Origin of the sequence: Myxococcus sp. SDU36, assembly GCF_030168875.1 — a bacterium.
In the GTDB taxonomy this organism is placed as follows: domain Bacteria; phylum Myxococcota; class Myxococcia; order Myxococcales; family Myxococcaceae; genus Myxococcus; species Myxococcus vastator.
This window is the reverse complement of sequence record NZ_CP077414.1, coordinates 1,071,249-1,086,606: the sequence shown is the minus strand read 5'-3', so window position 1 is coordinate 1,086,606 and position 15,358 is coordinate 1,071,249. Positions and strand designations below refer to the sequence as shown.

11 protein-coding genes and 1 tRNA gene are annotated in these 15,358 nt (G+C 68.5%); 5 read left to right on the top strand and 7 right to left on the bottom strand.

Features of this window, described 5'->3' with window-relative positions:
* Positions 1–4: 4 nt before the first annotated feature.
* Positions 5–481 carry a GNAT family N-acetyltransferase gene (locus KGD87_RS04425; RefSeq protein WP_284666294.1) on the bottom strand — a complete coding sequence of 159 codons (477 nt, stop codon included), beginning with the start codon at positions 479–481 and terminating at the stop codon, positions 5–7.
* Positions 482–628: 147 nt separating this feature from the next.
* On the opposite strand from KGD87_RS04425, the gene KGD87_RS04420 reads away from it, so the two are divergent.
* Entirely contained in the window at positions 629–1,678 is a 1,050-nt protein-coding gene (locus KGD87_RS04420; protein ID WP_284666293.1) for a hypothetical protein, read from the top strand.
* A 1,411-nt stretch (positions 1,679–3,089) separates the two neighbouring features.
* On the opposite strand, the gene KGD87_RS04415 is transcribed toward KGD87_RS04420, so the two are convergent.
* From KGD87_RS04415 to KGD87_RS04405, 3 genes are all read right to left on the bottom strand, one after another.
* A complete protein-coding gene (locus tag KGD87_RS04415; RefSeq protein WP_284666292.1) occupies positions 3,090–4,001 on the bottom strand; it encodes an aspartate-semialdehyde dehydrogenase in 912 nt (303 codons plus the stop codon).
* Positions 4,002–4,083: 82 nt separating this feature from the next.
* Positions 4,084–4,437 (bottom strand): rhodanese-like domain-containing protein, encoded by a 354-nt coding sequence (locus KGD87_RS04410; protein ID WP_284666291.1) that lies wholly within the window; start codon positions 4,435–4,437, stop codon positions 4,084–4,086.
* Between the two features lie 117 nt (positions 4,438–4,554).
* Positions 4,555–5,706 carry an acyl-CoA dehydrogenase family protein gene (locus KGD87_RS04405; RefSeq protein ID WP_284666290.1) on the bottom strand — a complete coding sequence of 384 codons (1,152 nt, stop codon included), beginning with the start codon at positions 5,704–5,706 and terminating at the stop codon, positions 4,555–4,557.
* A 158-nt stretch (positions 5,707–5,864) separates the two neighbouring features.
* Between KGD87_RS04405 and KGD87_RS04400 the strand changes: the two genes are divergently transcribed.
* A tRNA-Cys gene (locus KGD87_RS04400) sits at positions 5,865–5,936 on the top strand.
* Positions 5,937–6,008: 72 nt separating this feature from the next.
* Here KGD87_RS04400 and KGD87_RS04395 read toward each other — a convergent pair.
* Entirely contained in the window at positions 6,009–7,670 is a 1,662-nt protein-coding gene (locus tag KGD87_RS04395; RefSeq protein ID WP_502888003.1) for a right-handed parallel beta-helix repeat-containing protein, read from the bottom strand.
* Positions 7,671–7,767: 97 nt separating this feature from the next.
* Between KGD87_RS04395 and KGD87_RS04390 the strand changes: the two genes are divergently transcribed.
* The 3 genes from KGD87_RS04390 (at position 7,768) to KGD87_RS04380 (ending at position 11,894) form a co-directional block, all read left to right on the top strand.
* Positions 7,768–9,633, top strand: a complete 1,866-nt coding sequence (locus KGD87_RS04390; RefSeq protein WP_284666288.1) for a SpoIID/LytB domain-containing protein — start codon at positions 7,768–7,770, stop codon at positions 9,631–9,633.
* Positions 9,634–9,701: 68 nt separating this feature from the next.
* Positions 9,702–10,949, top strand: a complete 1,248-nt coding sequence (locus tag KGD87_RS04385) for an energy transducer TonB family protein (protein WP_284666287.1) — start codon at positions 9,702–9,704, stop codon at positions 10,947–10,949.
* A 27-nt stretch (positions 10,950–10,976) separates the two neighbouring features.
* Positions 10,977–11,894 carry a cation diffusion facilitator family transporter gene (locus KGD87_RS04380; RefSeq protein ID WP_284666286.1) on the top strand — a complete coding sequence of 306 codons (918 nt, stop codon included), beginning with the start codon at positions 10,977–10,979 and terminating at the stop codon, positions 11,892–11,894.
* Between the two features lie 63 nt (positions 11,895–11,957).
* On the opposite strand, the gene gcvP is transcribed toward KGD87_RS04380, so the two are convergent.
* A complete protein-coding gene (gene gcvP / locus KGD87_RS04375) occupies positions 11,958–14,867 on the bottom strand; it encodes an aminomethyl-transferring glycine dehydrogenase (RefSeq protein WP_284666285.1) in 2,910 nt (969 codons plus the stop codon).
* 78 nt (positions 14,868–14,945) lie between these two features.
* Positions 14,946–15,335 (bottom strand): glycine cleavage system protein GcvH, encoded by a 390-nt coding sequence (gene gcvH, locus KGD87_RS04370; RefSeq protein WP_163782097.1) that lies wholly within the window; start codon positions 15,333–15,335, stop codon positions 14,946–14,948.
* Positions 15,336–15,358: the final 23 nt, after the last annotated feature.

The following is a 15,358-nucleotide window of genomic DNA, read 5'->3' as shown; positions in this document are numbered from 1 at the left end:
GACTTCAGAAGCGCTTGTGCATCTCCAGGTGCTCCATGCCGGCTTCCTCGAAGACGCCGCCGACCGGCTCGTAGCCGTGCTTCTTGTAGAACTCCAGCGCGTAGAGCTGGGCGTGCAGCATGATGCCGTTGACGCCGCGCCGACGCGCCTCTTCCTCGAGGGACGTCAGCAACAGGGAGCCCACGCGCGCCTTGCGGTGCGCCTGGAGCACGGCCATGCGGCCAATCTGCCCCCACCTGCCTTCCTGGTTGGCCGGAGGCTGCGTCAACATCACCAGCCGCCCCGTACCAATGGCGTGGCCGCCCTGGTTGGCGATGACGTGGTAGGCGTTCACGTCCTCGGCGTCGCGCTCGATGCCTTCGGGAACCGCCTGTTCCTCGATGAACACCACCTCGCGGATGGCGAGCGCCTGCATGAGCTCCGCCTCACTCTGGATCTGAGTGATGGTGACGGGCGCGGAAGTATCCGTGGGAGAGGACATGTCGCGGGCAAGGTACACAAAAGCCCGCAAGGTCAACAGGCGGAAAAAGCACCGTGGCACGCGGGGATTCCCCCCGTGCCACGCCTGCCTGCCGCCACGGGCCGGCCGCACAGCGGGTCCGTGCGCCGTGGTAGGCTGCGAGGCGCCATGCGCTTCAACCGACTGCTCGCACTCGCCCTGGCCCTGTCGGCCATGCCCGCCACCGCCCAGCCCGAGCTGTTCTTCGGCAATGGGCAGGCCCCCGTCTTCCGCGAGGAGGACCTGGACAAGCGCTTCGCCCGGTCGAAGCTGAACCAGGGGCTCAAGCAGGGGACCCAGGATGCCAGCTGCGCCCAGGTGCTCGGGGCCATGCTGACCCTGATGGGTGAAACCGGTGTGCTGCTGCACAAGCGTGATGAGAACTTCATGCTGGACCCGGTGCTCGTCAACGCCCTCAACACCCAGCTCGTCAACCCGCGCTTTCCCGGCAACGCCTTCCTCGTCGCCATGGTGCGGCGCGTGCTCATCGACCGGAAGCTGCCCCAGGAGTGGCTGGTGACGGCGCAGGCCCTGGCGCCCTACTACCCGGCCATCGACATGGGGCGGCTTCGCTTCCTCGCCAACGGCGTGAAGCCGCTGGACAGCTTCCTGGTCACCCTGCCCGCCCTGCGGGAGCGCTATGCCCAGGAAGTCCAGCGGGCCACCTCCGTGGGCGCGTCCACCGCCGAGGCCCTCTTCCGCGAGAACTACCTGGACCACGAGGTCGGCTTCGGCGCGCTGGAGCTGGTGGACCTCAAGCTCGAGAAGCCGAAGAAGAAGCGCCTGAAGAAGGGCGAGGAGCCGGAAGCCCCGTACATGCTGGCCCGGCTCTTGTGGGTGGAACCCGAGGCGCCGACGACGGAGCGCTTCGAGTTCAACTTCGGCAAGGCGCCCAAGCGCCCGCGCGTGGAAATCTCCGCGAAGCTGCAGGACACGCAGTTCGCGGACCTCAACAAGCTGCTCAAGGGCTCCCGCGTCCTCGTGCGAGGCCGCTTCTGGGAGTACAAGAAGGGCCTGACGTCCATCGAGCTGCGCGACGCCCTCATCTTCCCCGAGCGGGACTGGGCGAAGACGCCCAGCCTGGCGGACCCGGCCGCCGTGGCCTCGTGCCCGCTGGCCGTCAACGACCTGACCGGCCTTGCCCCCATCCAGCCCGGCGCCTTCGGCACGCAGCGCTGACGCGCATCCCACGTCTGGACGCCCATCCACCCGGCGGTACCGCTTCCGGGAGTCGGACTGAGGACTTTCTAGCGTCGGGGGGGCTGGCACGCCCCCTGCTCTGCTCCTCGGGCCCACCGCACGAGGGATGCCATGAAGGTCGACAGTCGCGAGCCCACCAACGGCTCCGGACAGACGAAGTCATCCGCCGACGCAGAGCGCTTCAAGAAGGCGCTCGACGAAGCGGACGCACGCAGCACCCCACCCAGGCCCCAACGCGTGGGACAGAGGCCCCCAGGCGCCGCGCGCGCGGGCCCCACGCCCCCGCTGCTGGCCCGAGCAGCGGGCCCCGTGCTCACCGCACAGCGCGGCGCGGTCTCCAGCCCCGAGAGCCTGGGGCTCAAGCGACAGGCGATGAATGTCGAAGTCCAGCGGCTGGGAACAGCCCGGAGCGAGTCCCAGGCCCTGGGGCAGGAGCGCACCGAACACCGGCTCCATGACTTCATCGCCGCCGGGCGCTGGAGGGCCGTTTTATTGTCGGCAGGCGACTGTTCAAGTACTCCGGAGCAGGCTCAGGTGGTTAAACCAAACTCCAAGCAGCTGGCGACATGGAGCGTAACTCATCTAGGTATGATTTGCATATAGTGCGTAATATCATTTTATCAAGTTATTATTAAGTCTAGCATTTATCAATTTTGCCAGCTCTAGATATTACAGGAATGAGAGTCCATTACAAGTACAGTTTTCTTATAGAGCTCCATTTTATATTTTGCTGTGTTGGATTACTGACCGTGGGCCACTGGGGTCCACCGTTTGAAGCGATACCGCCGGGTAACTTTGCCAGCCATGGCAAGGCTCTCTTGCCGAAGGACAACTCAAGATACTGAAGGTTAGTGACCGACACAGCACCAGATCCGGCGGGCGCGCGTCATTGAGCCGACTATGATCGCATCTCAGCGGTGGGCAGGTGGTTTGATTCATTAGCGCTGCATTATTCATCAAGGAGCTAATACCAGGAGAATTCAAGCGTAATGATTTTTATTCTTTGTTTTCTTTGGTGTTGCATATGTCGGGTGATGATGAAGTTATTTTATCAATAAGCCAGCGTTAATGTTTCAAACTGAACAGGTGCTTTAATTCATAAGGGTCAAGCGGCGGCATGTGACAATGGCGTCTGTCTGGTTGGCTGGGCGCGTCGTGAGCGCTCGTGATCAGTTCAGCGCAGGCGATGGCGCCACCAGTCATACCTAACTGATGACAGGAAGCATGTTGTAAACCTAGTTGCTAATGTTTGCCGAGGATCTGTTTCAACGCCAGCGCTGATGTTGCAGTTTTCGCGCATGCTAAGCGATTATCTGGATTCTTCTCGGATGCATCGGCGAGCTGTGTGTTGCCATTTGTAGCTGTGGCGTGTCCCGGTCCAGACGTGGAGCTAAAGGTTCGGGAAGGGATCGTCCAGCACCTCAATCCAGCGCGGCGCGGCGGACGGCAGGTTCCGGGCCAGCTCGGCGCCCTTCCAGTCCCGCAGGGCCTGGGTCACTTCGGCCACGGAGGCCTTCTTGTCCAATGAGACAAAGACGGACTCGGTGTGGCCTTCCATCACCGCCACGCGGGTGCAGGTGCAGGACACCCGCACGTCGTGCGGCGTGAGGCCGTCACCCGCTGGGCGGAGCGCGCCCAGGATCTTCTTCGTCTCCACCTCGACCTTGTGCTCCTCCTTGGGAATGTAGGGGATGACGTTGTCGAGGATGTCCATGCCGATGACGCCCGGCGAGCGGCCGGCGCCGGACATGGCCTGGAGGCTGGTCATCAGCACCGCCTTCACCCCGAAGCGCTCCACCAGCGGCGCCAGCGTCACCGCCAGGCCGGTGGTGGTGCAGTTGGGGATGGGGACGATGAAGCCCTTCCAGCCCCGCCGGCGCTGCTGCTCCCGGATGAGGGGCGCGTGCGCGGCGTTGACGGGGGGAATCAGCAGCGGGACGTCGTCGTCGTAACGGAACGCGCTGGCGGCGGAGAAGACGGGGATGTCCTTCGCCAGCCGCGGCTCCAGCTCGCGCGCCACGTCCGCCTCCACGGCGGAGAAGACCAGGTCGTAATCCCGGGCCTCGAGCGCGTCACCGGCCACCACCTTCATGCCGGCAAGCTCGGCGGGCAGCGGCTCCGGGACGAACCAGGCCGTCATGCCACTCGCCGTTTTCAGCGCCTCCGCATACGTCTTGCCCGCCGAGCGAGGCGAGGCCGCGAGGCCCGTCAGCTCGATGGAGGGGTGATTCTTGAGGGCGGCGATGAACTGCTGTCCAGCGAGTCCAGTGGCACCGATGAGGGCCGCGCGAAGCCTGGCCATGGGGGCGTTTCTCCAGTCTCCAGAGGAGGATGTCGCCCGCTCCATAGCACCGTTTGACGACGCGCCGCATCCACCGTGGTGCTCAGCGGGGCATCGCGGCGAGGGGCGCCCGGGTGTGCCGCTCCGTGGGGAAGCCACCTGTGACCCACGCCAGCAGCCCGCCGTCGAGACAGACGGCCTCGCGCCCCTTCATCCGGAGCAGACGACAGACACGGCGCGTGTCCCTTGCGTCCGGCGAGCAACCACACAGGACGATGAGCTCGTCATCCGGGAGCATGTGGTGGTCGCGGGCGATCTCCGCGCACGTCATCCGCAAGGCCCCTGGGATGTGCAGGTCATAACGCTCCCAATCGGCGGCGTCCCGACAGTCGAGGACGAGCACTTCGTCGTCCCCCAGACGCATGTAAAGCTCGGCACAGACGATGATGGGCTCCACGGGCCCTCCGCGGGGTCTCCTCGGGTAACCCGGAGCGCCAAGGGCCTCTTCCCACGCCGCCCCCCCGCCTGCCCTCCACGGGTCAAACGGGGCGCCGTGCCGCACCGCGCCCCCGCCCTACAGGCCGAGCTGCTTGGCGATGATTTCGTTCATCACCTCACTGGTGCCCCCGCCGATGGGCCCCAGCCGCGCGTCACGCCAGTGGCGCTGGATGTCGTACTCCATCATGTAGCCCGCGCCGCCGTGGAGCTGGAGGCACTCATCCGCCACGCGGCAGCACGTCTCGGTGGCCACCTTCTTCGCCATGGACGTCTGCGCCACCGCCCACTCACCGGCCACGTGCAGGCGCAGCGCGTGGTAGGTGAGCTGACGCGCCGACTCGCGCGCGGTGAAGAGCTCCGCCAGCTTGTGGCGCACCACCTGGAACTGGTGGAGCGACTGGCCGAAGGCCCGCCGCGACTTCACGTGCGCCAGCACCGTCTCCAGCATGTCGTCCATGGCCCCCACCGCGCCCAACGCGAGCGACAGGCGCTCCCACTGGAAGTTGCCCATGATCTGCGCGAAGCCCTGCCCCTCCACCCCGAGCAGGTTCTCCGCGGGCACGCGGCAGTCCTCGAAGAACAGCTCCGCGGTGTCCGAGGCGCGCCAGCCGAGCTTGTCCAGCTTGCGCCCCACGGAGAAGCCCGGCGTGCCCTTCTCCACCACCACCATGGACAGGCCCTTGTGCCCCGCGGCCGGGTCCGTCTTCACCGCCAGCACCACGAAGTCCGCGCGCACGCCGTTGGTGATGTACGTCTTGGAGCCATTGAGGACGTAGCTGTCGCCCTCGCGCCGCGCGGTGGTGCGCAGCCCCGCCACGTCCGAACCGGCGTCCGGTTCGGTGATGCCCAGCGCCCCAAGCTTCTCACCCCGGATGGCGGGGGCCAGCCAGCGGCGCTTCTGCGCGTCCGTGCCGAACTGATGGAGGGGCCCCGTGGAGATGGTGAACTGGGCCCCCAGCCCCGCGGACACACCGCCCGAGCCGCAGCGCCCCAGCTCCTCCAGCAGCACCGCCTCGTACAGCTCCCCGGCCGCCGAGCCCCCGTACTCCACCGGGTACTTCAAGCCGAGGAAGCCCAGCTCGCCAAAGCGGGTGAAGAGCGCCCGGGGAAACTCCTCCCGGGCCTCCCACTCCTTCACGAAGGGGAGAATCTCCTTCTCCACCACCGCACGTACGGTGCGACGAAACGCGTCATGCTCTTCCAGGTACAGCCCGTGGCCGTGAAGCATCTTTCGAGCACCTCGTCCTTTCGGGTGCTCGCACGCACGCGCACCCGGGGTGGAACCTTCTGGTGACGGCATGGTAACGGGACGGATGCACAGCAGGCAGCTGTTGCAGCCTTGACCGCGTGGTAGCGGGCTGCGTATAAAGCCGACCCCATCCTCTCGGCGCCATAGCCAAGTGGTAAGGCAAAGGTCTGCAAAACCTTCATTCCCCGGTTCGAATCCGGGTGGCGCCTCAAAGACACAAGGCCCGGTGCGGAAGTCACTCCGCATCGGGCCTTGTCCTTTTCAGGGGCTGCGTGGACGGGTCAGCAGCCCAGCTCCACCGCGCCGATGTCCGGCCCATCGCCGCAGAACGGGATGCCGATGTCGGCGCCCGAGTCCTGCGCCATGGGTCCCGGCGCGAACGCCGCCCCGAGGTCCGCCGAGCCCAGGCGTGAGGTGGTGTCTCCCGAGGTGGACTGGTAGGCCGTGAGGTCCACGGGCTCGCCGTCCTGCTTGAACTGGGCGCCCGCCGGGAAGAGGTTGTTGCCCAGCTTCATCCCCGGAGCCATCGGGCCCAGGCTCACCGCGATGGGGGCTTCCGCGAAGATGTTGTTCCGCACCACCGGGGACTGGGTGGGGCCGCCGGTGCCATGGCCGATGACGAGCGCCGTGGCCGCGCGGGTGACGGTGTTGTTCACCACCGTGGTGCCCTGCGAGTTCTCCAGGCGGATGCCCGTGCCCTCCCCGCCTCCGGCCTCGGTGATGTCGTACACGCGGTTGCGGCGGATGACGACGCCGGTGGGCATGGCGCCTTCGTGGTTGCCGCCCACCGCGATGCCCTTGGCGCCGTCGTAGATTTCGTTGTCCTCCACCAGCACGTTGCTCGCGGAGTAGTGGATGACGACGACGTCCCCCCGCGCCGTGGAGCTCGGGAGGAAGTGGTGCATCCGGTTGTTGCGCAGCGTCACGCCGTAGCACGTCTTGATGTCCACGGCGTTCTCGCGGTTGGCGTAGAAGTGGTTGTTCTCCACCAGCAGGTTCTCCGCGGGCGCCAGGTTGCTGAAGCCCTCGGGCCCCAGGCACTGCACGGAGTCACCGGAGTTGTCGTGGATGTCGTTGTTGCGCACGGTGACGTCGCGCGACGTGGGCTGCACCACGACGCCGTGCGAGTCCTCGTTGCCGGTGGTCTTCACGAAGTCGTGGATGTGGTTGTTCTCGATGGTGGGCCCGGTGGCGTGGTTGAACGTCGTCACCGCGCCGCCGCCCGTGCCGCCGTGCAGGTCCGAGTTGACGAGCATCGAGCCCGTCACGTCGCCTTCGAAGGTGACGGCGAAGGGCGTCTGGCCCTCCAGGTCGATGTCGAAGCCGTCGATGATCCAATGCGGCTGGCGCACCTGCACCAGCCCGTGCTCGCCGGGGCCCAGGACGATGCGCGGGTTGCCCTCCCCCTGGAGCGTGATTTTCGCGGCGGCCGTGCCCGGCTTCGCGTTGTCACCGATGATGACGCGCTCCGCGTAGGTGCCGGGGAGCACACGGATGAGCTCGCCCGGGCTGGCCAGGCTGATGGCCTTGTTGAGGGTGAGCAGCGGCTGCGCGGCGCTGCCGTCCCCGGCGTCGTTGCCAGACGTGCTCACCACCCACTCACGGGTGTAGACGGGGGCCTCGGCGGCGACGCTCATCGCCGTGGCGTTGACGGCAGGCTGAGGCGAAGGGTCCTCGATGTTGGCGTGGTCCGTGTGGTCCGGCAGCGCGGCCACCGGAGTCCCCGCCACCGCCTGCACGCCGACGGGCGGACGCGTGGTGAAAGCCCGGGTGGGCGCGGGCGACTCCGCCGGCCCAGGCTCGGGCGCGGGCCGAGGGGCCGGGCTCGGAGCGGGCACGGGCATCCCTCCACTGTCGGAGCCCGAGCAGGCCGTCGAGCTCAGCAGGAGCATGCTCGTGGCCAGGAACGTCAGCTTCAGGCAGTTGCCGTGTCGGATTTTCATGAGCAGGGGCAACGCCGGGAGCCCTGTGCGCTATTCATCCCCTCGCGTCCCGACACGCACCAGCCAGCCTGCCCGGCGGGCGCACGACGAACGGTCCGTGACAGCTTGGAGGTGCGACAGTACGGTGGCGCCCCCCGTGCGCCACGCCGTCACACAGCTTCTCGCCGCCGTCCTGCTCTCCGCCTGCGCGGCCTCGCAACCCGCGGCTGACAGCCCCCGTGCATCCGCGACCGGGCCGGCCGTCGTGTCATCGTCCGAGGCCGCGTCGGGCCCACAGGACAGCGAAGCGGGCGCGCCTGGCGGAGCGACCCCGGAAGCACCACCGCGGCACAGCCACGGCCACCACGAGGCGCCGTCAACGGGCACGGCGCCACCGCAGGTGGAGGACCCGCTGGCCCAGGGGATTCCCACGCCGGGAGACCTCAAGCGCCTGGACTTCCGTGGCGGTGAGCCACGCGTACCGGTGCGCCTGATGGAGGGCCGGAACGAGGTCACCTTCTCCCCGCGAGGCCGGATGCGCCTGCGCTTCGGCGGGCCCGACGAGAAGCTGCTCGACGCGGCGGCGGGCACGCGCTGGACGGTCCGGGTGACGCAGGGGAGCCCTGCGGTGCTGTCCGCGCGCGTGCAGCTGGCCGAGTTCCGCATGGCCGACCGCGCGGGCCTCCAGGCTGCGCTGGAGTCATGGCGCGAGAAGGGGCTCGCGGTCCGGGCCCAGGTCCTGGGCTCCGTCTACGGCATCGCCGGGAAGGTCATCGACAACCGGCGCACCCTGCTGCTGGTGGACGAGGTCCTCACGCCCGAGGCCGCCAGCGGGAAGCAGGCGGAGCTGCTGCGCAGCCACGGCGTGCAGACGACCCTGTTCGAAGAGGTGCGCACGCCTTCCAAGGCCATCCTGGAGGTGCGCGACGAGGCGGGCGTCGTCGTGGGCCTGGCCCAGGACCGGCTGGACGCGGAGACGCCCGACGGCGCGGGCTTCGACGTGCGCCAGGTCGAATACGGCGTGGGCTACGCCTTCCACGGCTTCGAGGACCGCACGTTCCGGGGCGCGCTCCAGCTCGTCGTGGACCGCTCGGGCCGGCTGGCGGTAGTGAATGTCGTCCCCTTGGAGGACCTGCTCAAGGGCCTGGTGCCCGCGGAGATCTTCGCCCGGGCCCACTCGGAGGCGCTCAAGGCCCAGGCCGTCACCGCGCGCGGCGAGGTGCTGGCGAAGGTGGGCATCAAGCACCTGGCGGACCCCTACCTCCTGTGCTCGGAGCAGCACTGCGCCGTCTACCGGGGCCGTACCGGTGAGGCCGCGAGCACCACCGCCGCCGTGGAGGCGACCCGGGGCGAAGGCCTCTTCAGCGGGGACGGCCGCCTGGTGGACTCCGTCTACAGCGCCGTCTGCGGCGGACACACCGAGGACAACGACGTGGTGTGGGGTGGGGCTCCGGACCCCAGCTTGCGTGGCCGCCCGGACGTCATCGGCCCCGTGGGCGCCATTGCCCTGCCCGCCAGCCTGGAGCGCTGGCTGACGACCGCCCACCTCCCGGCGGCCTGCCGGCTGTCCAGCTTCGCGCAGCCCAGCAAGTTCCGGTGGGAGAAGCGCTTCACGGCCGAGCAGGTGGATACCCGCCTGAAGCGGCTGGGCGTGGGGCGCGTCCAGGCCCTGGCGCTGACGGAGCGGGGCGTCTCCGGCCGCGCGGCCGTGCTGTCGGTGTCCGGCGACAAGGGCGCCACCCAGGTCCGGGGCGAGCTCAACATCCGCCGCCTGTTCGGCATGCTCAACAGCAGCATGGCGGTGGTGGTGGCCGAGCGGGACGCCGAGGGCCGGCTCACCGGCTGGCTTTTCCGTGGCGGGGGCTGGGGGCACGGCGTAGGAATGTGCCAGACGGGCGCCATCGGCCGGGCGGAGGCCGGGCAGCGCTACCAGGACATCCTCCGTCACTACTTCAACGGTGCCGAGGTGGCCCCCATCTATTGAAGCTGGAGAGGGGTTATCCTTGAACGCGACGGGACTACTCCGCCCGTTCGGAGGTTTATCATCCCGCCGTGAGCACGGGTTCTCCAACAAACTGGCGCCGCCGGAAGCGGCAGGGGTCGTCCGCGGGGCGCTTCGCCGCGGCGCTCGCGCTCGCCCTGCTCCTCCATGCCGTCTACGTGGGTACCCTGCTGCTGACGAGCTCGTTCCAGGGTGACGGAAAGCCGCGCAAGCCCGTGACGAGGCCCACCTCCGTGGCCGTGCGTCCGCTCACCGCCGACCAATGGGCGCAGAACCGCGGCAAGGCCTCCCCCCAGACGAAGTCCCAGGCGTCGGAGCGTCCCAAGGCCCTGGACAAGAAGCCGGAGGAGAAGAAGCCCGACGAGCCGCCCAAGGGGCAGGTGGTGGACGTCGCGCCCGGCAACAACGAGGTGGACCCGAACGCGAAGTACCTCGCGGAGAGCAACAACCGCGTGAACAAGGAGACGCGCGCCCGGGAGCAGACGCCCTTCTACCGGAACGCCATGCCCCAGCGGACGGCGCCGCAGAATCAGGAAGGCCAGAACACGGACGCGCAGACGCCGCCGCGCATGGCCGGCAACAACGGCATGGGCAACGACGACCGGCCCGTGTCCCAGGGTGGCCAGAGGCCCGCCTTCGAGATTCCCGACGCCCGCAAGAAGAACGAGGTGGCGATGAAGACGGACCCGACGTCGCCGGGCCCGGGCGTGGAAGTGAACAACCAGAACGAGAGCGACGAGGTGGTGGGCAACTCCAAGCGCCTCAACATCCAGCCCGGCACCGGCGGCGAGGAAGCCGGCTCCACGGGCCGCGCGGGCGCTCCGGGGCTGGCGTCGCTGACGCCGTCGCGCGCCGTCATGGACAAGATTCTGGGCGCCGCGCCCAATGACCACCTGCAGGACGCCGAGGAAGGCGACGGCACCCTGCTCAACACGCGCGAGTGGAAGTACGCCAGCTTCTTCAACCGCGTGAAGCAGAGCGTGGGCATGCACTGGAACCCCAACGATCAGCTGCGCCGCAGGGACCCCACCGGTGGCATCTACACGGGGCGGGACAGGTACACGCTGCTGCAAATCACGCTCGACGAGCGCGGCCAGGTGATGGACATCCAGGTGGAGAAGAGCAGCGGGCTCGACTTCCTCGACTTCGAGGCAGTGTCGTCCTTCAAACGCGCGCAGCCCTTCCCCAACCCGCCGCCCGGCCTGCTGTCGGACGACGCCAAGGTGAAGTTCCAGTTCGGCTTCTTCATGGAGATGGGCGGCGGCCCGAAGATGCGGCTGTTCCGCCAGCCCAACTGAGCGCGCGCTGAAGTACCGTGCGGCGCCGTGGAAGCAACGACGCTCACCGACAGAAACCTCGCGCAGCAGGAGCGGAACCGGAAGGTCCGCCACGTGCTGCTGGGCATCCTCGTGGCCAACTGGGTGGTGGCCAGCGCCAAGCTGCTCTTCGGGATGCTCAGCCAGTCCGCGGCGGTGACGGCGGACGGGCTGCACTCGTTCATCGACGGTGGCTCCAACGTGCTGGGGCTGGTGGCCATGGGCGTGGCGTCACGCCCGGCGGACGAGGACCACCCCTATGGCCACGGCAAGTTCGAGGCGCTCGCGTCGCTGGGCATCGGCGCGATGATTGGCGTGGGCATGCTGGAGCTGGGGCGCATGGCGCTCGACTCGGTGCTCAACGACAAGCACCCCCAGGTGACGGGCACCATGGCGGCCGTCATGGCCTTCACCCTGGTGGTGAACCTGGTGGTGACGCGGGTGGAGCGGCACTACGGGCGCAAGTACAAGAGCTCCCTGCTGCTGGCGGACGCGAGCCACACGATGTCCGACGTCTACGTCACCCTGGCGGTGCTGGGCTCCCTGCTGCTCGTGTGGCTGGGCTACCCGCGCGCGGACGGGCTGATTGCGCTGGCGGTGATGGTGTTCGTGGCCTGGGTGGCCTACGGCATCGTCCGGCAGGCGGTGGGCATCCTCTCCGACACGGCGCGCCTGGAGCCTGACGAGGTGAAGCGGCACACGCTGGCCGTCCCGGGCGTGCGCTCCTGCCGCGACGTGCGCAGCCGCGGCATGGAGGAGAGCGTCTACGTGGACCTCAAAATCGAGGTGGACCCGCAGCTCACCACCGCGCAGGCCCACGAGGTGGCGGACCGGGTGGAGCGCGCGCTGCAAGCCGCCTATCCCCAGCTGGTGGACGTGGTGGTCCACGTGGAGCCGGACCGCGGCGCCATGGCCGCCCCCGCGTGACGACGAAGGCCGCCTCCCCACGGAGGGAGACGGCCTGTGTCACCCCGCGAGGCGAAGTGCGCGTCAGGCCGTGGCGGCCTTCGGCTCCGGCGTCATGTAGTCCTCGATGGGCGGGCACGCGCAGACCAGCTTCCGGTCACCGAGCACGCTGTTGAGCCGGCCCACGGAGGGCCAGAACTTGTTGTCACGGACCCACGGCGTGGGGAACACGGCCTGCTCCCGCGAGTAGGGACGGTTCCACTCCGGCGCGGCGACGACGCGCGCGGTGTGCGGCGCGTGCTTGAGGACGTTGTTGTCCTTGGGCATGCGGCCCTCCTCGATGTCCCGAATCTCCTGACGGATGGCGATCATCGCGTCGCAGAAGCGGTCCAGCTCGGCCTTGGACTCGCTCTCCGTCGGCTCAATCATGAGCGTGCCCGCCACCGGGAAGGATACGGTGGGCGCGTGGAAGCCGTAGTCCATGAGCCGCTTGGCCACGTCCTCCACCTCCACGCCCGCCGTCTTCTTGAGCGGGCGCAGGTCGACGATGCACTCGTGCGCCACCTTGCCGCGCTTGCCCCGGTACAGCACCGGGTAGTGCGCGTCGAGCCGCTCGGCCACGTAGTTGGCGTTGAGGATGGCCAGCTTGGTGGCCTGGGTGAGGCCCTCGCCGCCCATCATGGCGATGTACATCCACGAGATGAGCAGGATGCTCGCGCTGCCCCACGGCGCCGCGGAGATGGCGCCAATGGCCTCCGAGCCCCCCGTGTGGATGACGGGGTGCCCCGGCAGGAACTTCACCAGGTGGCTGGCCACGCAGATGGGGCCCATGCCCGGGCCGCCGCCGCCGTGCGGGATGCAGAACGTCTTGTGCAGGTTGATGTGGCACACGTCCGCGCCAATCAATCCCGGCGCCGTGAGGCCCACCTGCGCGTTGAGGTTGGCGCCGTCCATGTACACCTGGCCGCCGCGCTCGTGGATGATGGCGCAGATTTCGCGAATCTCCTCCTCGAACACGCCGTGGGTGGACGGGTACGTCACCATCAGCGCGGCCAGCGCGTCCTTGTGCGCCTCCGCCTTGGCGCGCAGGTCGTCCAGGTCGATGTTGCCATTCTCATCGCACTTCGTGACGACGACCTTGTAGCCGGCCATCACCGCCGAGGCGGGGTTGGTGCCGTGCGCGGAGGACGGAATCAAACACACGTTCCGGTGCCCCTGTCCGCGGCTCTGGTGGTACGCGCGGATGACGAGCAGGCCCGCGTACTCGCCCTGGCTGCCGGCGTTGGGCTGGAGCGAGCAACCCGCGAAGCCCGTCACCTGCGTCAGCATCTGCTCCAGCTGCTCGAAGATGACCTTGTAGCCGGCCGCCTGCGAGGTGGGCGCGAACGGGTGCAGCCGCCCGAACTGGGGCCACGTCACCGGAATCATCTCCGCGGTGGCGTTGAGCTTCATGGTGCAGCTGCCCAGCGGAATCATCGAGTGCGTGAGGGACAGGTCCTTCGCCTCGAGCCGCCGGATGTAGCGCAGCATCTCCGTCTCGGAGTGGTAGCTGTTGAAGACGGGGTGCGTGAGGTACGCGCTGGAGCGGCGCAGCGCCTGCGACACGGCGCTCTCCACGCCGTCACCCACCAGGTCTGCCAACACCGGCGCGGAGGACTTGCCGGTGCCGGTGGCGAAGGCCGCCAGGATGTCCTCCACGTCCGCGGGCCGCGTCGTCTCGTCCAGGGACACGCCCAGCGTCTTCTCGTCGATGCGGCGGAAGTTCATCCGCGCCGCCTCGGCGGCCCCCAGCACCGCGCGCACGTGCGCGGCGGTCAGCTCCACGCGCAGCGTGTCGAAGTACTGCTCATGCTTCAGCTTGAGGCCCAGCTTCGCCAGGCCGCGCGCCAGCAGCACCGTGAGGCCGTGCACGCGCTCGGCGATGGCCTTCAGCCCGGAGGGGCCGTGGTAGACGGCGTACATGCTGGCGATGACGGCCAGCAGCACCTGCGCGGTGCAGATGTTGCTCGTCGCCTTCTCGCGGCGGATGTGCTGCTCGCGCGTCTGGAGCGCCATGCGCAGCGCGCGGCGGCCCTGCGCGTCCTCGGACACGCCGATGATGCGGCCGGGCATGACGCGGGTGTACGCGCTCTTCGTGGCGAAGTAGCCCGCGTGCGGGCCGCCGTAGCCCATGGGCACCCCGAAGCGCTGGGCGCTGCCCACGGCCACGTCCGCGCCGAACTCACCCGGCGGCGTCAGCAGCGTGAGGCTGAGCAGGTCCGCGGCCACCACGAACAGGCCGCCCGCGGCGTGCACCTGCTCGCCGAAGGCGCGGTAATCAAACACCGCGCCGTCCGTGGCCGGGTACTGCACCAGCGCGCCCACGAACTTCTTCGAGCCCAGGTCCACCGCGCGGTGGTCACCCACCACCACCTCCACGCCCAGCGGCTGGGCGCGGGTGCGCACGATGTCCACCGTCTGCGGGTGGCAGGCGTCGGACACGAAGAAGGCCGCGCCGGACTCCTCGCCCTTGAGGTGCACGGCCAGGGCCATGGCCTCCGCGGCGGCGGTGCCTTCATCCAGCAGCGAGGCGTTGGCCACCTCCAGGCCCGTCAGGTCCATGACCAACGTCTGGAAGTTGAGCAGCGCCTCCAGGCGGCCCTGCGAAATCTCCGCCTGGTAGGGCGTGTACTGGGTGTACCAGCCGGGGTTCTGGAAGACATTGCGGAGGATGACGTTCGGCGTGAGCGTGTCGTGGTAGCCCATGCCGATGAAGGACCGGAACACCTGGTTCTTCGCGGCGATGGACTCCAGGGCCGCCAGCAGCTCGTGCTCGCCGCGCGCGGCCGCGAGCTTCAGCGGCGCCTGGGCGCGGATGACGGGCGGGACGGCCTGGTCGATGAAGGCATCGAGCGAGTCCACGCCCAGCGCGGACAGCAGCTGCTTCAGCTCGGTCTCATCCGGGCCGTTGTGACGGCCGGCAAACGGCTCCTGATACTTCCAGTTCAAGGACATGGCTTTGGGGCTCGCGGGCGAGTCGTGCGTCGAGAAGTCGAGGACCGTCCCTAACAGCCAGTCCCCGTCCCTTCACTCTCAGCTGTTCTGGAGCAGGGCGGTGTACGCGGCGGCGTCCAGGAGTCCGTCCACCTGCTTGGGGTCCGAGGGCTCGATCTCCACGATCCAGCCGGCACCATAGGGGTCGGTGTTCACGGCGGAGGGGTTGTCGGACAGGCCGTCGTTCACCTTCACCACCTTGCCCGTCAGCGGCGAGTACAGCTCCGACACCGCCTTGGTGGACTCAATGACGCCGAACTGCTTGCCCTCCGTCACGGTGGCGCCCACCTTGGGCAGCTCCACGTAGACCACGTCGCCCAGGGACTCCTGCGCGTGCTGCGTGACGCCCACCACCACCGAGGTGCCCTGGACGCGGGCCCACTCGTGCTCACGGGTGTACTTCAGGTCGCCGGGGATGTTGTCGGCCATGTCGGTGCTCCTGTCTGGAACGA

Bases quoted from the DNA above. Each gene is read 5' to 3' on its own strand.
- KGD87_RS04425 (WP_284666294.1), bottom strand. From the start codon at position 481: ATGTCCTCTCCCACGGATACTTCCGCGCCCGTCACCATCACTCAGATC.
- KGD87_RS04420 (WP_284666293.1), top strand. From the start codon at position 629: ATGCGCTTCAACCGACTGCTCGCACTCGCCCTGGCCCTGTCGGCCATG.
- KGD87_RS04415 (WP_284666292.1), bottom strand. From the start codon at position 4,001: ATGGCCAGGCTTCGCGCGGCCCTCATCGGTGCCACTGGACTCGCTGGA.
- KGD87_RS04405 (WP_284666290.1), bottom strand. From the start codon at position 5,706: ATGCTTCACGGCCACGGGCTGTACCTGGAAGAGCATGACGCGTTTCGT.
- KGD87_RS04395 (WP_502888003.1), bottom strand. From the start codon at position 7,670: ATGAAAATCCGACACGGCAACTGCCTGAAGCTGACGTTCCTGGCCACG.
- gcvP (WP_284666285.1), bottom strand. From the start codon at position 14,867: ATGTCCTTGAACTGGAAGTATCAGGAGCCGTTTGCCGGCCGTCACAAC.
- gcvH (WP_163782097.1), bottom strand. From the start codon at position 15,335: ATGGCCGACAACATCCCCGGCGACCTGAAGTACACCCGTGAGCACGAG.